A 22858-nucleotide genomic window follows, 5' to 3' on the forward strand; every position below is an offset into this window, starting at 1 on the left:
CTGTGCTCATCTTCGGTGCCCGCACCGTCCTACCGGCCGAGTTCGGACCTGCAGCACGATCGGCATAGGGCACCCTTGCTGGACCACGTCCAGCAATTCCGTCACACTGGTGTTGTGAAAACAACCGAGAGCACGTTCGCGCGTCCGGGGAGCGTCGATTCCTCGACCGCCGGCGCAAGCGCGCCGTCGGTTCGACAGCCCTCGCTCCCCGAAGGTCAGACCAGGGGCGCGGTGGTCACTCTACTGCTGGAGGAAGGCCCCATCACGGCTTCCGACATCGGCACTCGCCTGGGTTTGAGCGCAGCAGGTGTCCGACGCCACCTCGATGCACTCATCGATGCAGGCGAAGCTCGCATCACCACCCCGGCCGGTGCGCGTCAACGTGGCCGGGGCCGACCGGCCAAGTACTTCCAGCTCACCGCGGCCGGACGTAATCGTCTCGGTCACACCTACGACGATCTTGCCGGTGCAGCGATGCGCCAACTTCGCAAGATCGGCGGAGACGCGGCCATCGAGACGTTCGCCCGGCAACGGGTGAACACCATCGTGGCCGACGTCGAGCCTGCCTCGGGGTCCGACGCACACGCCGTCGAGGATGCCGCCGGTCGGATCGCAGACGCCTTCAGTGCGGCCGGGTTCTCCGCGACCACCCGTCAGGTCGGCAACGGGGTGCAGATCTGCCAGCACCACTGCCCGGTCTCGCACGTCGCTTCGGAGTTTCCGGAACTGTGCGAAGCCGAACAAGCCGCGTTCGCCGAGATCCTCGGCACACACGTACAGCGGTTGGCCACCATCGCCAACGGGAATTGTGCTTGTACGACGCATGTGCCGCTCACACCGACGCGACACTCGAACACCGATAGTTCCGACAAGAAGACTTCCGACGCACAGCCCCGTGTCGGAGAACGCCCACGCCTCCGGAAGGAGCCCGCATGACCGTCACACCAGACCAGGTGACACCCACCGCGCCGCTGACTCAGGACGAGGCCATTGCCTCACTCGGGACGTACGGATACGGCTGGGCCGATTCGGACGTAGCCGGTGAATCCGCCAAGCGCGGTCTCTCCGAGGCTGTGGTCCGCGACATCTCCGAGAAGAAGAGCGAGCCCGAGTGGATGCTCGAGGCACGCCTGAAGGCGCTCAAGACCTTCGAGCGCAAGCCGATGCCGAACTGGGGATCGGACCTCGATGGCATCGACTTCGACAACATCAAGTACTTCGTGCGTTCCAGCGAGAAGCAGGCTGCAACGTGGGACGACCTACCGGAAGACATCAAGAACACGTACGACAAGCTCGGCATCCCCGAGGCCGAAAAGCAGCGCCTCGTATCCGGTGTCGCTGCTCAGTACGAGTCCGAGGTCGTCTACCACTCGATCCGTGAGGACCTCGAGGCCCAGGGGGTGTTGTTCCTCGACACCGACACTGCGCTCAAGGAGCAGCCGGAACTGTTCCGCGAATACTTCGGCACCGTCATTCCTGCGGGCGACAACAAGTTCTCGGCGCTGAACACCGCGGTGTGGTCCGGTGGATCGTTCATCTACATCCCGCCGGGCGTCCACGTCGACATCCCGCTGCAGGCCTACTTCCGGATCAACACCGAGAACATGGGCCAGTTCGAGCGCACGCTGATCATCGTCGACGAGGGTGCCTACGTGCACTACGTCGAGGGCTGCACCGCGCCGATCTACAAGTCCGATTCGCTGCACTCCGCCGTGGTCGAAATTATCGTCAAGAAGGGTGGTCGCTGCCGCTACACGACCATCCAGAACTGGTCGAACAACGTCTACAACCTGGTCACCAAGCGCGCCAAGGCCGAGGCCGGCGCGACGATGGAGTGGGTCGACGGCAACATCGGCTCCAAGGTCACCATGAAGTACCCCGCAGTGTGGATGACCGGTGAATACGCCAAGGGCGAGGTGCTCTCGGTCGCGTTCGCAGGCCCGGACCAGCACCAGGACACCGGCTCGAAGATGTTGCACCTCGCGCCGCACACATCGTCGAACATCGTCAGCAAGTCCGTCGCTCGTGGCGGTGGCCGAACGTCGTACCGCGGACTGATCCAGATCAACAAGGGTGCACACGGCTCTCGTTCGACCGTGAAGTGCGACGCGCTGCTTGTCGACACGATCAGCCGCTCCGACACCTACCCGTACGTCGACATCCGTGAGGACGACGTGTCGATGGGCCACGAGGCCACCGTCTCGAAGGTCAGCGACGATCAGCTGTTCTACCTGATGAGCCGCGGCATGACCGAGGACGAGGCGATGGCGATGGTCGTTCGCGGATTCGTCGAGCCGATCGCGCGCGAACTCCCGATGGAGTACGCGCTCGAGCTCAACCGGCTCATCGAGCTGCAGATGGAAGGGTCGGTCGGATAAGTGAGCAACCCCGTTACCGGAGTGATGGGTGCCGTGGCATCCGAGAATCCAGAGTCGGCCAAGGAAGACAAGTCGAAGCTGGTTGCGAACAAGGGCGCTCAGTTCACGTCCTACGACGTGAACGCGTTCGAGATCCCGTCCGGTCGTGACGAGCTCTGGCGATTCACGCCGCTGCGTCGACTCCGTGGCCTGCACGACGGTTCGGCCGTCGCCGACGGGACCGCCCAGGTCACCGTCGGCGCGCCGGATTCGGTGTCCGTGGAAACGGTCGGCCGTGACGACGAACGCCTCGGTAAGGCCGGTGTTCCGGCAGACCGCATTGCTGCTCAGGCATTCTCGGCGTTCACCGAGGCCACGATCGTCTCCGTGCCGAACGAGGTCGAGGTGGCCGATCCGATCGAGATCGCTATCGATGGCCCGGGCGTCGAGCACGTCGCCTACGGCCACGTGCAGATCAGGCTCGGCACGTTCGCTCGTGCCACCGTCGTGATCGATCAGCGCGGCAGCGGAACGTACGCCGAGAACGTCGAGTTCGTTCTCGGCGACAGCTCGCAGCTGCACGTCGTACTGATCCAGGACTGGCAGTCCGACGCCGTGCACGTCGCGGCACACCACGCGATGCTCGGACGCGATGCCGTGTTGCGGCATTACAACGTCAGCCTGGGCGGAGATCTGGTACGCATCAGCCCGACGGTGCGCTACAGCGCCCCCGGTGGCGATGCCAACATGCTCGGGCTGTACTTCGCCGATGCAGGCCAACACCTCGAGCAGCGACTGCTGGTCGACCACTCGGCTCCGCACTGCAAGTCCAACGTGATGTACAAGGGTGCGCTTCAGGGTGAGGTCGGCCCGGGCAAGCACGATGCGCACACCGTGTGGATCGGTGACGTTCTCATTCGGGCCGAAGCCGAGGGAACCGAGACCTACGAGCTCAACCGAAACTTGGTGCTCACCGACGGAGCCCGTGCGGATTCGGTACCGAACCTCGAGATCGAGACCGGAGAGATCGTCGGAGCAGGCCATGCCAGCGCCACCGGTCGCTTCGACGACGAGCAGCTGTTCTATCTGCGCGCTCGCGGAATTTCGGAGGAGGTGGCCCGACGCCTCGTCGTACGCGGCTTCTTCCACGAGATCATCGACAAGATTCCGGTCTCTGCCGTCCGTGAACGCCTGGACGCGGCCATCGAGACCGAACTCGCCATCGTCGGCGCGTAGGTCCCACCCGAACCTCTCTCGACTGCACAAAGGAATTTCTGATGTCCACACTCGAAATACGCGATCTGCACGTCAGCGTCGCCAACTCCGACTCGACTGCGGAGCCGATCAACATCCTCAAGGGTGTCGACTTGACCGTGAAGTCCGGCGAGACGCACGCGATCATGGGACCCAACGGCTCCGGCAAGTCCACCCTGTCGTACGCCATCGCAGGTCACCCCAAGTACACGGTCACGTCGGGCACCATCACTCTCGACGGTGAAGACGTCCTCGAGATGAGCGTCGACGAGCGGGCTCGCGCCGGCCTGTTCCTGGCGATGCAGTACCCGGTGGAGGTGCCCGGCGTCTCCATGTCGAACTTCCTGCGCACCGCCGCCACCGCCGTACGCGGCGAGGCTCCCAAGCTGAGGCATTGGGTCAAGGAAGCCAAGAACGCCATGAGCGAACTCGAGATCGAGGCCAACTTCCTCGAGCGCAATGTCAACGAGGGCTTCTCCGGCGGTGAGAAGAAGCGCCACGAAATTCTGCAACTGGGGCTGCTCAAGCCGAAGATCGCAATCCTGGACGAAACAGATTCCGGCCTGGACGTCGACGCGCTGCGCGTGGTGTCCGAGGGAGTCAACAAGTACAAGGAACGTGAAGACGGCGGAGTGCTGCTGATCACGCACTACACCCGCATCCTCCGCTACATCAAGCCCGACTTCGTGCACGTCTTCGTCAACGGCGAGATCGTGAAGTCCGGCGGGGCCGAGCTGGCCGACGAGCTCGAAGCCAATGGTTACGCCGGCTACGCCCAGGCCGCGACCACCGGAGCATGAGTATGGCTGCACCGGCAGCCGAGGCGGTGGCGGCATCGTTCGATGTCGCCACCATTCGACGCGATTTTCCCATCCTCTCGCGCACCGTCCGTGACGGAAAGCCACTGGTGTACTTGGATTCCGGCGCGACGTCGCAGCGGCCCACCCAGGTCCTCGATGCCGAGCGTGACTTCCTGACCACGTGCAACGCCGCGGTCCACCGCGGGGCGCATCAACTGGCGGAAGAAGCCACCGATGCGTACGAGGGTGCCAGGGCAGCGATCGCGTCGTTCGTCGGGGCGAATGTCGACGAGATCGTGTTCACCAAGAACGCGACCGAGTCGCTCAACCTTGTTACGTATGTCCTGGCCGACCAGCGCTTCGATCGTCATCTCGGTCCCGGCGACGAGATCGTGATCACCGAACTCGAACATCACGCCAACCTCGTTCCGTGGCAGGAGCTTGCAGCCCGAACCGGCGCGGTTCTGCGGTGGTACGGCGTCACCGACGACGGACGAATCGATCTCGATTCGCTCGAATTGTCACCGGCGGTCAAAGTCGTGGCCTTCACGCACCAGTCCAACGTGACCGGTGCCGTCGCTCCAGTCGAGGAACTGGTGCGCCGTGCCCGCGCTGTCGGCGCGCTCGTCGTGCTCGATGCGTGCCAGTCGGTGCCGCACATGACGGTCGATTTTCACGCGCTCGACGTCGACTTCGCCGCGTTCTCCGGTCACAAGATGCTCGGTCCTTCGGGAGTAGGCGTCCTGTATGGCAAAGCTGCACTTCTCGAGGCCATGCCTCCGTTCATCTCGGGCGGGTCGATGATCGAGACCGTCACCATGGAAAAGACGACGTTCGCCGCGCCTCCGCAACGCTTCGAGGCCGGGGTTCCGATGACTTCCCAGGTCGTCGGACTGGGCGCAGCTGTGCGGTATCTGGAGAACGTCGGTATGGACGTGATTGCCGCCCACGAAAAGGCTTTGGTTGCAGCCACTCTCGCCGAGTTCGCACAGATCGACGGGGTCCGCGTCATCGGTCCGACGGAGAATGTCGACCGAGGTTCGGCGGTGTCGTTCGTGGTCGACGGTATTCACGCGCACGACCTAGGCCAGATTCTCGACGACGAGGGTGTCGCGATCCGCGTCGGGCATCACTGTGCCTGGCCGCTACACCGGCGCTTCGGTGTAGCCGCAACGGCCCGAGCGTCGTTCGCGCTGTACAACACGGTCGACGAAGTGCAGGTTCTCGCACAGGCGATTCGTCGCGCCCAGTCGTTCTTCGGCACCAGCGATCACGGCGGGGGAGGTGGGCACTAGATGCGCATGGAGCAGATGTATCAGGAAGTGATTCTCGATCACTACAAGCACCCGCATGGCCGCGGACTGCGTGAGCCGTTCGGCGCGGAAGTGCACCACGTCAATCCCACTTGCGGTGACGAGGTGACTCTGCGGGTTCACCTGGAGAACGGCACCGTTGCGGACGTCTCGTACGACGGCCAAGGGTGCTCGATCAGTCAGGCCGCGACATCGGTGTTGACCGACCAGGTCGTCGGCCTGACGGTCGCCGACGCATTGAAGACCGTGGATTCGTTCAGCGAGATGGTCGGTAGCAGAGGTACCGTCGAAGGTGACGAGGATGTCATCGGCGACGGAATAGCGTTCGCCGGTGTTGCCAAGTACCCGGCTCGCGTGAAGTGCGCCTTGCTGGGATGGATGGCTTTCAAGGACGCGGTTGTTCAAGTAGTGGACGCAGAATCGACAGCCACGACGGGCGAGACCGCCCAGTCGGCACTCTCTGGAGGACAGCAATCATGACGGACACAACGGATACACAGGACGCCACGCCATCGGTGGCTCTGTCGGCCGAGGAGATCAAGGTACTCGAAGATCTCGAGGAGGCGATGCGCGATGTCGTCGACCCCGAGCTCGGCATCAACGTCGTCGACCTGGGACTGGTGTACGACATCAAGATGGGCGAAGACGACGTCGTCACGGTCGACATGACGCTCACCTCGGCGGCGTGCCCCTTGACCGATGTCATCGAGGATCAGGCCCGCGGCGCACTCGTGCGCAGCGGACTGGCGGCCGACTTGAAGATCAACTGGGTGTGGATGCCGCCGTGGGGTCCGGACAAGATCACCGACGACGGCCGCGAGCAGCTCAGGGCCCTTGGCTTCACCGTCTGACCGGATTCACCGTCTGACGTAGCGGCGGGTGCGTGCGCTCACGCACCCTTCGCTTCCGCGTCCTTGGAGCCGTCGGTTCGGGTAGAGGACGTCTTCTTTGCTGCCGTCTTCTTGGCGGCAGCTTTTTTTGCCGGTGCTTTCTTCGCTGTGGTCTTCTTGGCTGCAGCTTTTTTCGGCGGAGCCGAATCCTTGCTGTTCGAGGCGGCCGGCTTGGCGTTCTTGCCTGCCGCCTCGACGCTGCGCTGGAGCGCAGCCACCAGATCGACGACCTCGGCGTCCTCGCCCTCGTCGTCCTTCGTCGACTCGGTGTGGACTACCTTCTCGCCGCCGTTGGCAAGGGTCTCGTCGATCAGCTTGCGTAGTTCGATCTGATAGTCGTCGGTGTACTCCGTGGGATCGAATTCCGAGGACATGCTCTCCACCAGCGACGTAGCCATCTTCACTTCCTGCGGACGAGAGGACGGCGCATCGTCGAGGGACGGGAATTCCGCTGCCCTCACCTCGTCCGGCCACAGGAGTGTCTGGATGACCAGCACGTCGTCGCGCACCCGTAGTGCGGCCAGTCGGGTCTTCTGTCGCAACGTGAAGTGCACCAACGCGGTGCGCTCGGTTTCCTCCAGGGTTTCCCGCAGCAGGACATAGGCTTTCGGCGAGGAGGAGTCCGGCTCGAGGAAGTAACTCTTGTCGTACAGAATCGGATCGATCTGCTCGGTGGGTACGAATTCGAGAACCGGAATCTCGTGCTTCTCGGCCGCCGGAAGTTTGTCGAAGTCTTCGTCGGTGAGAATCACGCGTTCGCCGTCGGGGGAGTCGTACGCCTTGTCGATGTCGGCGAATTGCACCGACTTTCCGCATTCCTGACAGATCCGGTCGTACTTGATGCGGCCGCCGTCCTTTGCGTGCACCTGATGGAACCGGATGTCGTGTTGTTCGGTGGCCGAATAGACCTTTACTGGGACGTTGACCAGTCCGAAGGCAATCGAGCCCTTCCAAATGCTGCGCATGTGTCCATGATCGCCGACCGGGCGCCCGTGTGTCGACCGTTGGTGGGAAAGTCAGCCGCGGACCGGAGTGCGCACGATCGTGCGCGCGATCGCGAGCCTGGCCGAGGCAGGCAGCGTCGGAAACATCTTGAGCATCGCGGTCATCGTCCCGACGGCATCGTCGTGCCCGGACAGATAGGAACGCTGCAGTTCGACTGGAAGCGAGAAGAAGCTGGAGAAGAACTGGGGCACCATGTCCGGTTCCAGACTCAACGCTGTCCGTAGGCCCAGATTGCGAAGCTTCTGGACCGTCCAGATGTGCACCGGTCGGCTTCTCGACGACCTACTGCCTCCGCGAAACCCCTCGACCACGTGATCCGCCGCGGCCAACGACGCAGCCACGCTGTATCCGGTCGCGGGGTGCATCAAGTTGGAGCGAGAACCGAACAGCAGCGGGCCGCGCCGTCCCGTGTCCGCACGTGCGCGCGGCGGCGGTTCGACCGAGAAGCGCACGCGTTCGACATCTTCGTGTCCGGTCGTTTCGAGGTTGCGGCGCGCGAGCCGATTGTGCAGTCGCGTGCGCAGAATCGCGAGTTCGAGGGCGGGCCGGCCCACCAGACACGTCTCCTCGAGCAGTATCCGGTCGTCGTCGAGCGCGACGGCGTAGAGAAAGCTGGGAGCTTCACCGGGCAGTGCTCCGTTGTCGGTTCGCCAATCCATGAACCACGCGTCGGAGCCCTCGAGTATCGGTTCGGCGCGCTGACGTTCGACGACGATTCCGTACGCGGTCTGCTGCGCGAGATCGCGTGAGTCCCGAGTGCCGCGAGCATCGACGACGTGACGGGCATCGACGACCGTGCCGTCGGCTGTCGTCACGCGAGATCCGGTCACATCGACCGCGGTTCCCGCCAGTACACGAACGCTGTCGAGAATCAGGGCGCTCTGCAGGGCAGGTGTATCGAGCACGCAGTATGTGCGATCGATGACTCGATGGCGATCTGTCCACACCGCAGGTTTGCGCGCAATCGAGGCGACGGCCTTCTCTGGCAACCAGGACGGTAACTCGTCGGCCCAGGCCGAGTACGTCGGTGTCCACCGACGCGCCGGGTGCGGGTCGACGGCCACCACGTCGAGGCCGGCCACGGCACATCGATGAGCGACCGCCCTGCCTGCGGGGCCGAGACCGACCACCGCGACGTCGGCCGAGAGATCGTTCACATTCCGCCGGTGGCGAGCAAACCACCGTCCACTCGCACTGTCTCGCCGGTGATCCAGGACGACGCGTCCGACACCAGAAAGGCAACCAGAGACGCGACGTCCTCCGGATTTCCGAGACGCTTCATCGGGTAACCGGCCGCGGCCGCGTCTTCGCCGTTGGCCACCAGAGCTTCGGCGAACTTGGTCTTCACCACGCCCGGTGCCACCGCGTTGACGCGGATGCTCGGACCGAGCTGCCAGGCGAGCTCCTCGGTGAGACGGATCAGAGCGGCTTTGGAGGCACCGTAGGCGGCGATCACGCCGGTGGAGCGGATGCCCGCCACGCTGGCTATGTTGACGATTGCGCCGCCGTGCTCGCCCATCCACGCATGAAAGGCCTGCTGGACGAAGCCGAGGGTCCCCACGACGTTCGTATCGAAAATTTTGCTCACGCCCGCCAGATCGGCATCCATAAGTGCGCCGTAGACCGGGTTGATGCCCGTGTTGTTCACCAGAATGTCCAGTGAGCCGAACGTCTCGACGGTTCTCGCCACCGCGTCGCGTCGGTGCTCCGGATCGCTTGCGTTGCCGTCGAGGGCGAGTACCGAGTCTCCGAGTTCCGACGCTGCAGCGAGCAGAGGCTCACGCTTACGCGCAGTGATGGCGACGTTCGCGCCGCGAGCGAGCAACTCTGCGGCGATGGCCTTACCGATTCCTCGGCTGCCGCCGGTGACGAGTGCGGTACGCCCGGTGAGGTCGGAATCGGATCCGCTGCGTTGGGTGACTGTTTCAGAGGCGTCCGTCATCGATCAGACGTTACCGGTGTCACCGTCGTTCCTGGGTGAGGGCACGTGAATTCTGAGCTAAAATGACGGTTTGTTGTGCCGTTCGGCGGCATAGTTCGCCCGTCGGTCGACGGGCGACGATCTTGTTCGGCAATCGCTAGGAGCTCACGCGTGATCACCGCCACCGACCTGGAAGTTCGTGCCGGTGTGCGGACCCTTCTGTCCACCGAGGGGCCCGCGCTCCGTGTGCAGGCAGGCGATCGCATCGGGTTGGTCGGCCGTAACGGTGCGGGCAAGACGACCACGCTGAGAATCCTGGCCGGTGAGGGCGAGCCGTATGCCGGTGAGGTCGTGCGCACGGGAGACCTCGGCTACCTCCCGCAGGACCCCAAAGAGGGCGATCTCGACGTGCTGGCGAAGGATCGGGTGCTGTCGGCCCGTGGCCTGGACACTTTGTTGCACCGGATGGAGAAGCAACAGGCACTGATGGCCGAAGTGGCCGACGAGGCACTTCTCGACAAGGCCGTCCGTAAGTACGGCGAATTGGAAGAGCGATTCGCCTCGCTCGGCGGCTACGAGGCCGAAAGCGAAGCGGCCAGAATCTGCAACAGCCTGGGATTGCCCGACCGCATTCTCGGTCAGGCGCTCATGACGCTGTCCGGTGGACAGCGCCGACGGGTGGAGCTGGCTCGAATACTGTTCGCTGCGTCCGACGGTAGTGGCGGACGCTCGAACACCACGCTGTTGCTCGACGAGCCGACGAACCACCTCGACGCGGACTCCATCACGTGGCTTCGAGGTTTTCTGCAGAACCACGAGGGTGGACTCATCGTCATCAGTCACGATGTCGAATTGCTCGGGGATGTCGTCAACCGGGTGTGGTTCCTCGATGCCGTGCGCGGCGAGGCCGACATCTACAACATGAACTGGAAGAAGTACCTCGACGCTCGCGCCACGGACGAGCAACGTCGCCGTCGCGAGCGGGCGAACGCCGAGAAGAAGGCCGGCGCGCTGCGAGTCCAGGCTGCCAAGATGGGGGCCAAGGCGACCAAAGCCGTTGCGGCACAGAACATGGCGAAACGTGCGGACAAGCTGATGGCGAATCTGGACGCGGAGCGCGTGTCCGACAAGGTTGCGCACATTCGGTTCCCTGAGCCGGCTCCGTGCGGCAAGACACCGTTGATGGCCAAAAATCTGACCAAGATGTACGGCTCTCTGGAAATCTTCGCCGGCGTCGATCTGGCGATCGACCGAGGGAGTCGCGTGGTGGTGCTCGGGCTCAACGGCGCGGGCAAGACGACGCTGCTCCGGATCCTCGCGGGCACCGAGAAGGCCGACACCGGAGAGATCGAACCCGGCCACGGCATGCGGGTGGGTTACTTCGCGCAGGAGCACGACACCCTCGACGATCTGGCGTCGGTGTGGGAGAACATCAGGCACGCGGCACCCGATACGGGCGAGCAAGAGCTCCGGTCGCTGCTCGGCGCGTTCATGTTCACCGGGCCGCAGCTCGATCAACCGGCAGGAACTCTGTCCGGTGGTGAGAAGACGCGACTTGCGCTGGCCGGACTGGTGTCCTCGGCTGCGAACGTCTTGCTGCTCGACGAACCGACCAACAACCTGGATCCGATCTCCCGCGAGCAGGTCCTCGACGCGCTGCGCAGCTACAAGGGTGCCGTCGTTCTGGTGACGCACGATCCGGGTGCCGCCGAGGCGCTGTCACCCGAACGAGTGATCCTGCTTCCCGACGGCACCGAGGACCACTGGTCGCAGGACTACCTCGAACTGATTCAGCTGGCCTGACCCGGGTCGCGCCTACGCACCGACTCCTCGACCAGATCCAGAATCGCCGACAGGTTGGATCCGCCCTGGCCCGACGCGATGCGCGCCACCAGGCCGTCCAGGACGAGGTCCAGGTAGTCGGCCAGTACGTCGTTCGGCACGTCGTCTCGTAGTTTGCCTGCCGTCTTCTGGCGCTCGAGTCGCCCGAGCGTCGCGTCGGTCAGCTCCGCCGACCGTTCGGCCCAGCTGGTTCTGAAATCGGCGTCGGTTCGGAGGCGGCGAGTGATTTCCAGTCGCGTCCCCAGCCACTCGAACTGTTCGGGTTGGGCGAGCATGTCGCGCATCACCTGGACCAGCCCCTGGGTCGATGCGACTTCGGCCATGCGGCGTGCGTCTTCCTGCGCCAGCGCCAGGAACAGCCCGTCCTTGTCCTTGAAGTGGTGGAAGATCGCGCCACGTGAAAGCCCGGTTGCCTCCTCGAGGCGCCGCACCGTCGCGCCCTCGTAACCGAACTCCCCGAAACACCGGCGGGCACCGTCGAGGATCTCGCTGCGGCGGGCCGCCAGGTGGTCTTCGCTGACCTTGGGCACGTATGTACTCCTACTGTCGATGAAGGGGCCCGTACCGATACGGCGATGGGCCCGAAACACGTATCGAGTTCCGGGCCCATCGCTGTGCGTGGCGTCTGTCTACAGTGCCGTGCGGCTAGCCTCTGATCATGTTGCGCAGCACGTACTGAAGGATGCCGCCGTTGCGGTAGTAGTCCGCCTCACCGGGGGTATCGATGCGGACGACCGCGTCGAACTCGACCTTGGTTCCGTCTTCCTTGGTCGCGGTCACTGCCATCGTCTTGGGCGTGACTCCCTCGTTCAGCTTCGCGACTCCGACGATGTCGAACGTCTCGGTGCCGTCGAGCTTCAGCGACGCAGCGCTCTCGCCGGCCGGGAACTGCAGCGGGACGACGCCCATACCGATGAGGTTGGAGCGGTGGATGCGCTCGAACGACTCGGTGATGACGGCCTTGACGCCGAGGAGCGACGTGCCCTTGGCGGCCCAGTCACGGGAGCTTCCGGATCCGTACTCCTTGCCGCCCAGCACGACCAGCGGGATGCCGGCCTCCTGGTAGTTCTGCGACGCGTCGTAGATGAACGACTGCGGTCCACCGTCCTGCGTGAAGTCGCGGGTGTAGCCACCCGAGACGTCGTCGAGCAGCTGGTTCTTCAGACGGATGTTCGCGAACGTTCCGCGGATCATGACCTCGTGGTTGCCACGGCGCGATCCCAGCGAGTTGTAATCCTTGCGCTCGACGCCGTGCGAATCGAGGTACTGCGCGGCAGGCGTACCGGCCTTGATGGGACCTGCCGGGCTGATGTGGTCGGTGGTGACCGAATCGCCGAGCAGTGCCAGTACGCGGGCACCCGTGATGTCCTCGACCGGAGCCGGGTCCATCGTCATACCGTCGAAGTACGGAGGCTTGCGCACGTAGGTCGACTTGGGATCCCACTCGAACGTGTCGCCCTCGGGGGTCGACAGGTTCTGCCAGCGGCTGTCGCCGGCGAAGATGGTCTCGTAGGACTTGCTGAACATGTCCCGGCTGATCGAGGACTTGATCGTGTCCTCGATCTCCTGCGAGGACGGCCAGATGTCCTTCAGGTAGACGGGGTTTCCTTCGTGATCGTTACCGAGTGCGTCGGTCTCGAAGTCGAAGTCCATCGTGCCCGCGAGGCCGTAGGCGATGACCAACGGCGGCGACGCCAGGTAGTTCATCTTGACGTCGGGGGAGATGCGGCCCTCGAAGTTGCGGTTGCCCGAGAGCACGGCGGTCACCGACAGATCGTTGTCGTTGATCGCCTTCGAGATCGGCTCGAGCAACGGCCCGGTGTTACCGATGCACGTGGTGCAGCCGTAGCCGCCGAGGTAGTAGCCGAGCTTCTCGAGGTACGGCCACAGGCCGGCCTTCTCGTAGTAGTCGGTGACGACCTGCGAACCGGGTGCCATGTTGGTCTTGACCCACGGCTTGGTCGACAGGCCCTTCTCGACGGCGTTCCGAGCGAGCAGAGCCGCGCCCAACATCACCGACGGGTTCGATGTGTTGGTGCACGAGGTGATGCCCGCAACCACGACGGCACCATGGTCGAGTACGAACTCGCCGCTCTCGTCGGTCATGACGCGGACCGGCTTGCTCGGACGTCCCTCGGAACCATAGGCAGCGGACTGAACGTCGACCGCACCGTCGTCGGCAAAGGACAGCGTTGCCGGGTCGGATGCCGGGAACGACTCCTCGACGGCCTCGTCGAGCTGCGTGTGCTCGGTCGGGTAGTTCTCCTCCACGTAGTTGTGAATGTCCTTGCGGAACGCAACCTTGGAGTCGGACAACAGAATTCGGTCCTGCGGGCGCTTCGGGCCGGCGATGGACGGGACCACGGTGTTGAGGTCGAGCTCGATGTACTCGGAGTACACGGCCTCGTTCTTCGGGTCGTGCCACATGCCCTGCTCTTTGGCGTACGCCTCGACGAGAGCGAGCTGCTCGTCGCTGCGGCCGGTGAGGCGCAGGTAGTTGATCGTCTCTTCGTCGATCGGGAAAATGGCTGCGGTGGAACCGAACTCGGGGCTCATGTTGCCCAGGGTCGCGCGGTTCGCGAGCGGAACCTCGGCCACGCCTTCACCGTAGAACTCGACGAACTTGCCCACCACGCCGTGCTTGCGCAGCATCTCGGTCGCGGTCAGAACGACGTCGGTTGCCGTGACGCCGGGCTGAATCTCGCCCGAGAGCTTGAAGCCGACGACGCGCGGGATCAGCATCGAGACGGGCTGGCCGAGCATGGCTGCCTCGGCTTCGATTCCGCCGACGCCCCAGCCGAGCACGCCGAGGCCGTTGACCATCGTCGTGTGCGAGTCGGTGCCGACGCAGGTGTCCGGGTACGCCTGGCCCTTGCGGGTCATGACGGTCGGAGCCAGGTACTCGATGTTGACCTGGTGGACGATGCCCATGCCGGGAGGGACGACCTTGAAGTCGTCGAATGCGCCCTGGCCCCAACGAAGGAACTGGTAACGCTCGCCGTTGCGCTCGTACTCGAGGTCGACGTTGCGCTCGAGTGCATCGGCGCGGCCGAAGACGTCGAGGATGACCGAGTGATCGATGACCATGTCGGCGGGGGAGAGGGGGTTGACCTTGTTCGGGTCGCCGCCCAGCGTGGTCACGGCCTCACGCATGGTGGCGAGGTCGACGACGCACGGGACGCCGGTGAAGTCCTGCATGATGACGCGGGCAGGGGTGAATTGGATCTCGATGCTCGGATCGGCCGAGGGATCCCACGACGCGATCGAGCGGATGTGGTCGGCGGTGATGTTGGCACCGTCCTCGGTGCGAAGGAGGTTCTCCGCGAGGACTTTCAGTGCGTAGGGCAGTTTCTCGGCACCGGGCAAGGCCGACAGACGGAAGATCTCGTACGAGTTCTCTCCGACTTCGAGGGTGCCCTTTGCACCGAATGAATCGTTACTTGCGGTCACTTCAGCTCCACTCGTCTATGAGGCACACCGCCGACGGGGCTGTGTCGACGGTTGAAGCGAGGCGCTGTCCGTGTGCCTCGGCGTGACATCCGGAGTGCGGATTGCCTGCGGACGCTCGGGCAGTGTCTCGATGAAAGTCTAACAGTACGCTTGTCCTGTGAAAACCCGTGGGTCCGTTTCGCAGCGGAGTACCGAGCGAACGTCCCACGTCACAATCCTCACGCAGTGCCTCGTGCGACGCAATGAAGGGCGGCCTCAGTTACGTCGCCGACTGCGTGCCTGCCGTGAGCCCGGTGCGCTGTGACGTAGGGTTTCACGCGACTGGTTCCTACCGACTGGACGAAGAGATGCCTGAACCGATGCACGCCGTTTCCCCACTTGCCACCGATATCCCGGCAGGTCTGGACGTCGACAGCATCGTCGCCACGGTCCGAGAATCCGGCGTGAGTGCGCCCGCCGAAGAAGAAGCCGGTTTGTCCGCTGCGGTGGACCGCGCCGAGGAACACGGCATCGATCTGAGCATCGTGATCGTTTCGACCGACCCCCGCCACGACTCACAATTGCGTGATCTCGCCACTGCCGTCGGAGCTCGGGAGGGTGGGACGGTGCTCGTCCTCAGCCCCGGGCAGGTGGGCACGTTCAGTGACTCCATCAGTCGGGTGACCCTGGAGGCCGGCCAGGACCGCACCTATACCGGTAACCACATCGTCGCGGCCGACAATTTCGTCGACACACTCGTCGAGGACGAGACGCCGTGGGGTCTGCTCACAGGCGGTCTCGTGGTAGTTGTCGCCGCCGTCGCCGCCTTGACTGCGGTTGTGAAGGCCCGCAGATACCGGACTCGGGCGACAACACCGGAGAACGCTGATCACGGTTCCGTAGAGCACTGAATCGACGCGCTGTCGCGTCGTTCGACTGACCGACACTGACCCCTGCGCACCCCGACGCGGTCGACCGATGGTGACCCCTGCGAAAAAGTCGGAAAAATTGTTTCCGGCAAACCCCGAGTTCACGGCGTTGTGCCTGGTGGAATCACAAATGTGTCATTTGTGACTGCAGTTTCTTTAGGGTGCAAAGTGTCGTACGGTGCCCTTGGCACTGCTGGGGAAGGAGTGTCGCAGAAGGCGGTTGTCGTCCGTGGGGAACTCGGGAGGCCACTGCTTCGGGTGTGACTGACGTGGTTCGCACCTGTCGTATTGCTGCGTGTTTCTTTCCCGCCCGGCGACGACGCTCACCGTCCACCTGCGATCGGGGTGGAGGACGGTGAACACCTCGACGGCACGACGGTTCGACGCGGACCCGAGTGAATGCCGGACCCGAGGGAGACATTTGTGAGCCGACGTCACATCCGCGGAACTCACCGCAGTGCGCTCGTCCGTACCCGATTCGTGCTGGTAGGCGCAGGCCTGGTTCTCGCGTTGATGGCGACCCTGCCCGGGGTCGCCGCCGCCGTACCACCGCCGCCGCCCAACCCCACGGACTCCGACCTTGCTGCCGCGGGCAGTGCCGTCGACTCGAGCCTGGGGCAGGTGGGCCGATTGATCGATGCCATCGCCTCGGCCAACCAGCAGTTGGCGCAACTCGACGACGAGGTCGCTTCGAAGCGAGAAGGCGTCAACAAGGCCCTGGTCGATCTTCAGAATGCGCGTGACGCGGCCGACGTCGCCGCCGCACTCGTCGGTGCCGCGCAGCAGGCACTTACCGATGCCGGCACCCAGATCCAGGCAGCTCAGCGCAAGTTCGACGAGTTCGCCAAGTCCAGCTACACCCAGGGCTCCGGCGTCGCCTCGATGGCGTCGTTCCTCGGGTCGAGCGGACCGGATGACGTCCTGGATCGCGCCCAGGTTCTGAAAGTTCTCTCCAACAGTCAGAATGCTGTTCTCGACGGCTTGCAGCGGGCCCGCACCGAGCAGGCGAACCGCGATTCGGCGGCGCGCGCGTCCAAGCAACAGGCCGATGCTGCAGCCTCGGAGGCCGAGTCCAAGAAGGCAGAGGCCGAGCAAGCGATCGCCGAGGCGCAGGCAGCGCTGCAGGCAGAGGCCGACCGGAAAGCCGCGATCGAATCACAGCGCGACGCGGCACAGGGCGAACTCGATGCCGCCCGCAGCAACGTGGCCGGCCTGCAGGACCAGCGCTCGGCGTACGGAACCTGGGAGGCCCAGAAGGCGGCAGAGGATGCTGCGATCGCCGCCGCGACGGCAGCAGCCAAAGAAGCCGCCGTGCAGGCGGCTGCTCGGGTGTCGGCCAACCTGGCGGCGCAACAACGCGCGGCGGCCATCGCCGAGGGTCAGCGTTCACATGTGGACGTGGAGGAGGACTCGAGCGCAACCGCCGATTCGGACAGTTCGACCGCCACCACACCGACCACACCATCTACACCGTCTACACCCACCAAGCCGACTTCACCCACCAAGCCGAAGACGCCCACGAAGCCGTCTATCTCCGGAAGCGCAGCCGTGGAGTTGGCGATCGATCGCGGAATGAGTCAACTCGGAGTGCCGTATTCCTGGGGCGGCGGGGACGAGAACGGCCCGACCAAAGGCATCCGGGACGGCGGGGTCGCGGACAGCTACGGCGACTACAACAAGGTCGGCTTCGACTGCTCGGGGCTGATGATCTACGCGTTCGCCGGTCTCGGCATCTCGCTGCCGCACTACACGGGTTACCAGTACACGGCCGGCAAGCAGGTGCCGTCGTCGGACATGAAGCGTGGCGACATGATCTTCTACGGCCCCAACGCCAGCCAGCACGTCGCGCTCTATCTCGGCGACGGCAAGATGCTCGAAGCGCCGCAGTCGGGGTCGGTGGTCAAGGTGTCCGACGTTCGATACAGCGGCATGACTCCGTACGCAGTGCGCATGGTGTCCTGAGCGAGATCCTGCGCGTTGCCGGCGAGCGTGCCGGGGGTGCCTTTCGGCGCGCTCGGCGATCACCTGGAATAGTTGATCGTGGCGGTATCGAAACGCGCTCGACGATGATCGACTGAAAGCGGTGAATTCTTGGTGACATCACGTGACGGCCGGATTTCGAACGACGAGGGGTCGGCGCACGTCGAGACCTCGACTCGTGATCCACAGGGTGGGGAGCCGACGCGGGTGAACAGTCCAGGCCTGGCCGAGGACGTGCAGCTCCTCGAGAAGGCCGTGTACGAGGTCAAGCGCGTCATCGTCGGTCAAGATCGCCTGGTCGAACGCATCCTGGTCGGACTGCTCGCTCGTGGGCACGTACTGCTGGAAGGTGTCCCCGGTGTGGCGAAGACACTGGCCGTCGAGACGTTCGCGCGGGTCGTGGGTGGCTCGTTCTCACGTGTCCAGTTCACCCCCGACCTGGTGCCGACCGACCTTGTGGGAACCCGCATCTACCGCCAGGGCCGGGAAGAGTTCGACACCGAACTCGGACCCGTCGTGGCGAACTTCGTCCTTGCCGACGAGATCAACCGGGCACCGGCCAAGGTGCAGTCCGCGTTGCTCGAGGTCATGGCCGAGCGGCACGTCACCATCGGCGGCAAGACTTTTCCGATGCCGGATCCGTTCCTGGTGATGGCGACGCAGAACCCGATCGAGAACGAGGGTGTGTACCCCCTTCCCGAGGCTCAACGCGACAGATTCCTGTTCAAGATCGTCGTCGACTATCCGACGATCGAGGAAGAGCGCGAGATCGTCTACCGCATGGGCATCAAAGCACCCGAACCCAAGCAGATCCTCGATCCCGTCGAGCTGGTTCGGCTGCAGAATCTGGCCGGCTCGGTGTTCGTGCACCACGCCCTCGTCGACTACGTCGTTCGGGTCATCGCCGCGACGCGAACCCCCGAGCAATTCGGTCTCGACGACGTGGCCAGCTGGATCGCGTACGGCGCGTCGCCGCGTGCGACTCTCGGTATCATCGCGGCGTCGAGAGCGCTTGCTCTGCTCCGGGGTCGCGACTACGTGGTACCCCAGGACGTTCTCGAAGTCATTCCCGACGTCCTTCGGCATCGCCTGGTGTTGTCGTACGACGCACTTGCCGACGAGGTGACGCCCGAGACGGTCATCTCCCGGGTACTGCAGACCGTCGGGTTGCCCCAGGTGTCGCCGCAGGCGGTGCCGGTGCCGCAGAACAACGGTGCAGGCGCCGACGGGCCGCATTTCGACGGTCGTCAGGTCGGCCCGCAAGGACCGTTTCCCGGTCCGGGTCAGTTCCCTGGTGGGGGTCAGTTCCCCGGACAGGCGCAGCAGCCTCAGCAGCCGGGACCTCAGCAGGCCGGACCTCAACAGCCTCCGCAGGGTGGCCACTACGCCCAGCAGGCAGCGTCCTTGCAGAAGCCCTCGGGTGACGGATCGTCGACGGGTACGCCGGGGCAGTGAGCGGATCCGACACCGCTCCCGTGACCGCCGGTCGTACCGTCGTTTCGCGGCCGCCGTCGTTCCGTTCGGGTGAGCTGCGCGATCCCAAATTGGCTGCGGCTCTGCGGACTCTGGAACTGACGGTGCGTCGACGGCTCGACGGAGTGCTGCACGGCGATCATCTCGGTCTGATTCCCGGTCCCGGTTCCGAACCCGGCGACGCCAGGGAGTATCAGCCCGGGGACGACGTTCGCCAGATGGACTGGTCGGTCACGGCGCGCACGACGCATCCGCACGTACGTCAGTCCGTGGCCGATCGCGAGCTCGAGACCTGGCTCGTGGTCGATCTCTCGGCCAGCCTGGATTTCGGTACCACGGGATGCGAGAAGCGCGATCTGGCCGTCGCCGCATCGGCTGCCATCACACATCTGTCCGGCGGCGGTGGAAATCGTATCGGCGCGGTGGTGGCCACCGGGGCCAGCACCACTCGCATTCCGGCGAGAGGCGGCCGTCCGCACATCCAGTCGATGCTTCGCGCGATCGCAACGACTCCCGCCGCGGCGGACGGTGTGCGCGGCGATCTGCGAAGTGCGATCGAGGCGCTGCGCCGGCCGGAACGTCGTCGCGGTATGGCCGTGGTGATCAGCGACTTTCTGGGGCCCATCGACTGGGAGCGCTCGTTGCGCGCGATCTCGGCACGACACGACGTGCTCGCCGTGGAGGTACTCGACCCCCGCGACCTCGAGCTGCCCGACGTCGGTGACGTGGTGTTGCACGATCCGGAATCGGGTCGAACACGCGAATTCAGCACGACGCCTCGGCTGCGAGCAGACTATGCGCGCGCAGCGGCAGCGCACCGTGACGACGTGGAGAAGGCACTGCGCAGGTGTGGAGCGCCTCGACTGACTCTCCGCACCGACGGTGACTGGATCGCCGACGTCGTCCGGTTCGTCACCGCGCGCAGGCACACCATCGGATCCGGTTTCACCAATACTGCGCGGTCGGGTACGCGATGAGCCTGACCGATTTCGCGGCGCCGTGGTGGCTCGGGTTCCTGATCGTCGTGATCGCTCTGACTGTCGGCTACGTCTGGGTCCAGCGACGCAAGCAGAAGCACGTTCTGCGCTTCTCCAACATGGAGTTGCTCGAGTCGGTAGCTCCCGAGCGACCGAACCGGCTGCGCCATGTGCCGACCGCCCTGGTGTTGGTGGGTTTGCTGTTCCTCACGGTCGCGCTGGCCGGGCCCACGGCCGACGAGCGCGTTCCGCGCAACCGGGCAACCGTCATGCTCGTCATCGACGTCTCGCTGTCCATGGAGGCCACGGACGTCGAGCCGACTCGCTTGGCAGCCGCGCAGGAAGCCGCGAAATCCTTTGCCGACGGGCTGACCCCAGGAATCAACCTCGGGCTGGTCGCATTCGCGGGCACCGCGTCGGTTCTGGTCTCTCCTACTGCCAATCGTGAAGCCACCAAGTCCGCCATCGACAAGTTGCAGCTCAGCGAACGAACGGCCACCGGTGAGGCGATCTTTACCTCACTGCAGTCGATCGACACTCTCGGAGCGATACTCGGCGGCGGTGACGCGGCCCCACCTGCACGCATCGTGCTGCTCTCCGACGGCAAGCAGACCGTGCCGCAGAATCTCGACGACCCTCGCGGCGGCTACACCGCGGCCCGCGCCGCCGAAGACAAGGGCGTACCGATCTCCACGATTTCCTTCGGCACGAGCTACGGCTCGGTCGAGATCGAGGACGAGGGTGGGGTCGAACGGGTTCCGGTTCCTGTCGACGACCCGTCGCTGCGAGAAATCGCGACACTTTCCGGCGGTAGCTTCTTCACCGCGTCATCGCTCGAAGGTCTCCGAGATGTGTACGACACCCTCGAGGAGCAGATCGGTTTCGAGATCACTCGCGGGGACGCGTCGCGTCCATGGTTGATCCTGGGGGTGCTGTGCATCTCGGCCGGTCTCGGTTCGGCATTGGTCATGCGACAGAGATTGCCGTGATCGCTGTTATTACTCACCAGTAAGTTTCGCTTTGTCATTCCAGCACGAACAGATAGGTTGCTAGGCATGTCCACACCTGACTTCATCGCGCGATCGGTACTCGTCACCGGAGGTAACCGGGGTATCGGTCTGGCCATCGCCCAACGGCTCAGTGCCGACGGACACAAGGTGGCCGTCACCCACCGCGGATCCGGAGCCCCCGACGGACTACTCGGAGTCGTCTGTGACGTCACCGATTCCGATTCGGTCGATGCGGCATTCAAGGAGGTCGAGGAGAAGCACGGGCCCGTCGAAGTTCTCGTGGCCAACGCGGGCATCACCGATGACACGTTGCTGATGCGGATGACCGAGGATCAGTTCCAGCGCGTCATCGACGCCAACCTCACCGGAGCTTTCCGGGTCGCCAAGCGCGCCAACCGAGCCATGCTGCGCGCGCGTTGGGGCCGCATGATCTTCCTGAGTTCTGTCGTGGCGATGGCCGGCGGACCCGGGCAGATCAACTACGCGGCGTCCAAGGCAGGCGTCATCGGAATGGCCAGATCGATCACGAGGGAACTGGGTTCGCGTTCCATCACGGCGAACGTCGTGTCCCCGGGGTTCATCGAGACCGACATGACCGCCGAGCTCTCGGACGACCTGCGTGGCAAAGCGAAGGAATACATTCCCCTCCAGCGGCTCGGTCAGCCCGAGGACGTCGCGGCAGTGGTGAGCTTTCTTGCGGGACCGGACTCGTCGTACGTCTCGGGCGCGGTCATCCCCGTCGACGGCGGCATGGGCATGGGGCACTGAAAGCTCCTCTAGCACAACGATTCCGACTTCTACCTCCGAATTAAGGAACACAGCACCATGGGCGGATTGCTCGAAGGCAAGACCATTCTGATCACCGGCATCATCACCGATGCCTCCATCGCGTTCCACGCTGCGGCCATGGCGCAGGAGCAGGGCGCCAAGGTGATCATCACCGGGTTCGATCGGCTCCGGCTCATCGACCGAATCGCGCAGCGTCTTCCCAAGGAGGTGCCTCCGGCGATCGAGCTCGACGCCACCAACGAGGAACACCTCGCCGCGCTGGCAGATCGTGTGCGCGAAGTCGCCCCCGAGGGCATCGACGGAGTTCTGCACTCCATCGCATTCGCGCCACGCACCCTGATGGGACCGGATGCGAAGCCGTTCCTGGAGGGACCGGGACCCGATGCCGCGCGGGCGTTCGAGATCTCGGCATGGAGTTACGCGTCGCTGGCGCGCGCTGTTCTTCCGGTCATGAACGAGGGCGGCTCGATCGTCGGTATGGATTTCGATCCGCGGACGTCCATGCCGTACTACAACTGGATGGGTGTGGCCAAGGCGGCCCTCGAGTCGGTCAACCGTTACGTGGCACGGGAAGTCGGCGCAGCAAAGCGCATTCGCTCCAATCTCGTTGCAGCAGGACCGATCCGGACTCTGGCCGCCAAGGCCATCGCGGGTACTGCGACCGGTGATGCGGCCAAGATGGACCAACTCAACGTGTACTGGGACGGTGCCGCTCCCATCGGCTGGGACGTCAACGATCCGACCGTCGTCGCCAAGTCCATCGTCGCGCTGCTGTCGGACTGGTTGCCCGGCACCACCGGATCCATCGTGTACGTCGACGGTGGAGCAAGCCACAACACGTACCTGCCCGAAAACATGTGACCCTTCGGTGAGCGCGACCCGACGTGGG

Annotated in this window: 20 protein-coding genes; 15 read left to right on the forward strand and 5 right to left on the reverse strand. The window is 64.5% G+C overall.

The annotated features are described in order from the left end of the window. Positions 1-114: 114 nt before the first annotated feature. From ACIGGF_RS04830 to ACIGGF_RS04860, 7 genes are read left to right on the forward strand one after another with little or no spacing between them, the layout of a single operon-like run. On the forward strand, positions 115-936 hold the full coding sequence (locus ACIGGF_RS04830; protein ID WP_397520244.1) for a helix-turn-helix transcriptional regulator: 822 nt from the start codon (positions 115-117) through the stop codon (positions 934-936). Beyond that, positions 933-2378 (forward strand): Fe-S cluster assembly protein SufB, encoded by a 1446-nt coding sequence (gene sufB / locus ACIGGF_RS04835; RefSeq protein WP_397520245.1) that lies wholly within the window; start codon positions 933-935, stop codon positions 2376-2378. The genes ACIGGF_RS04830 and sufB overlap by 4 nt, the downstream gene beginning before the upstream one ends. Positions 2379-2402: 24 nt before the next feature. Beyond that, positions 2403-3593 (forward strand): Fe-S cluster assembly protein SufD, encoded by a 1191-nt coding sequence (gene sufD / locus ACIGGF_RS04840; protein ID WP_397520443.1) that lies wholly within the window; start codon positions 2403-2405, stop codon positions 3591-3593. Positions 3594-3634: 41 nt separating this feature from the next. Beyond that, positions 3635-4411 (forward strand): Fe-S cluster assembly ATPase SufC, encoded by a 777-nt coding sequence (gene sufC / locus ACIGGF_RS04845; protein ID WP_397520246.1) that lies wholly within the window; start codon positions 3635-3637, stop codon positions 4409-4411. Positions 4412-4413: 2 nt separating this feature from the next. Beyond that, a complete protein-coding gene (locus tag ACIGGF_RS04850) occupies positions 4414-5706 on the forward strand; it encodes a cysteine desulfurase (protein ID WP_397520247.1) in 1293 nt (430 codons plus the stop codon). Then, positions 5707-6204: a Fe-S cluster assembly sulfur transfer protein SufU gene (sufU, locus tag ACIGGF_RS04855; protein ID WP_397520248.1), complete on the forward strand. Its 498-nt coding sequence runs from the start codon at positions 5707-5709 to the stop codon at positions 6202-6204. Next, positions 6201-6575, forward strand: a complete 375-nt coding sequence (locus tag ACIGGF_RS04860; protein WP_397520249.1) for a metal-sulfur cluster assembly factor — start codon at positions 6201-6203, stop codon at positions 6573-6575. Before sufU ends, ACIGGF_RS04860 begins: the two co-directional genes overlap by 4 nt. Positions 6576-6613: 38 nt before the next feature. Here the strand turns inward: ACIGGF_RS04860 and ACIGGF_RS04865 are convergent, their stop codons facing one another. Genes ACIGGF_RS04865 through ACIGGF_RS04875 form a run of 3 tightly spaced genes read right to left on the reverse strand, consistent with a single transcriptional unit; the run spans position 6614 to position 9561 of the window. Beyond that, positions 6614-7579, reverse strand: coding sequence for a Ku protein (locus ACIGGF_RS04865; RefSeq protein WP_397520250.1), 966 nt, complete (start codon positions 7577-7579; stop codon positions 6614-6616). Between the two features lie 51 nt (positions 7580-7630). Continuing rightward, on the reverse strand, positions 7631-8776 hold the full coding sequence (locus tag ACIGGF_RS04870) for a lycopene cyclase family protein (protein ID WP_397520251.1): 1146 nt from the start codon (positions 8774-8776) through the stop codon (positions 7631-7633). After that, entirely contained in the window at positions 8773-9561 is a 789-nt protein-coding gene (locus tag ACIGGF_RS04875; RefSeq protein WP_397520252.1) for an SDR family oxidoreductase, read from the reverse strand. The genes ACIGGF_RS04870 and ACIGGF_RS04875 overlap by 4 nt, the downstream gene beginning before the upstream one ends. A gap of 150 nt (positions 9562-9711) precedes the next feature. Between ACIGGF_RS04875 and ACIGGF_RS04880 the strand changes: the two genes are divergently transcribed. Beyond that, complete coding sequence (locus tag ACIGGF_RS04880) at positions 9712-11343, forward strand: ABC-F family ATP-binding cassette domain-containing protein (RefSeq protein ID WP_397520253.1); 1632 nt, start codon at positions 9712-9714, stop codon at positions 11341-11343. Here ACIGGF_RS04880 and ACIGGF_RS04885 read toward each other — a convergent pair. Then, a complete protein-coding gene (locus ACIGGF_RS04885; protein ID WP_397520254.1) occupies positions 11331-11912 on the reverse strand; it encodes a TetR/AcrR family transcriptional regulator in 582 nt (193 codons plus the stop codon). The two genes, ACIGGF_RS04880 and ACIGGF_RS04885, sit on opposite strands and share 13 nt — an antisense overlap. 115 nt (positions 11913-12027) lie before the next feature. Next, positions 12028-14832: an aconitate hydratase AcnA gene (gene acnA / locus ACIGGF_RS04890; RefSeq protein ID WP_397520255.1), complete on the reverse strand. Its 2805-nt coding sequence runs from the start codon at positions 14830-14832 to the stop codon at positions 12028-12030. A gap of 347 nt (positions 14833-15179) precedes the next feature. On the opposite strand from acnA, the gene ACIGGF_RS04895 reads away from it, so the two are divergent. The 7 genes from ACIGGF_RS04895 to inhA all read left to right on the forward strand — a co-directional run bounded on the left by ACIGGF_RS04895 (position 15180) and on the right by inhA (position 22830). Further along, positions 15180-15722, forward strand: coding sequence for a DUF6676 family protein (locus ACIGGF_RS04895; RefSeq protein WP_397520256.1), 543 nt, complete (start codon positions 15180-15182; stop codon positions 15720-15722). A gap of 441 nt (positions 15723-16163) precedes the next feature. After that, positions 16164-17702, forward strand: a complete 1539-nt coding sequence (locus ACIGGF_RS04900; protein ID WP_397520257.1) for an NlpC/P60 family protein — start codon at positions 16164-16166, stop codon at positions 17700-17702. A 225-nt stretch (positions 17703-17927) separates the two neighbouring features. Continuing rightward, positions 17928-19175 (forward strand): AAA family ATPase, encoded by a 1248-nt coding sequence (locus tag ACIGGF_RS04905; protein WP_397520258.1) that lies wholly within the window; start codon positions 17928-17930, stop codon positions 19173-19175. Next, entirely contained in the window at positions 19172-20170 is a 999-nt protein-coding gene (locus tag ACIGGF_RS04910) for a DUF58 domain-containing protein (protein WP_397520259.1), read from the forward strand. The genes ACIGGF_RS04905 and ACIGGF_RS04910 overlap by 4 nt, the downstream gene beginning before the upstream one ends. Next, the gene (locus ACIGGF_RS04915) at positions 20167-21159 is read left to right on the forward strand and encodes a VWA domain-containing protein (protein WP_397520260.1); all 993 of its coding nucleotides are present in this window, start codon (positions 20167-20169) and stop codon (positions 21157-21159) included. The genes ACIGGF_RS04910 and ACIGGF_RS04915 overlap by 4 nt, the downstream gene beginning before the upstream one ends. A 66-nt stretch (positions 21160-21225) precedes the next feature. Then, entirely contained in the window at positions 21226-21948 is a 723-nt protein-coding gene (gene fabG1, locus ACIGGF_RS04920) for a 3-oxoacyl-ACP reductase FabG1 (protein ID WP_283313291.1), read from the forward strand. A gap of 57 nt (positions 21949-22005) precedes the next feature. Further along, positions 22006-22830: an NADH-dependent enoyl-ACP reductase InhA gene (inhA, locus tag ACIGGF_RS04925; RefSeq protein WP_057478707.1), complete on the forward strand. Its 825-nt coding sequence runs from the start codon at positions 22006-22008 to the stop codon at positions 22828-22830. Positions 22831-22858: the final 28 nt, after the last annotated feature.

This window comes from Rhodococcus sp. NPDC078407 (assembly GCF_044542515.1).
Classification (GTDB): domain Bacteria; phylum Actinomycetota; class Actinomycetes; order Mycobacteriales; family Mycobacteriaceae; genus Rhodococcoides.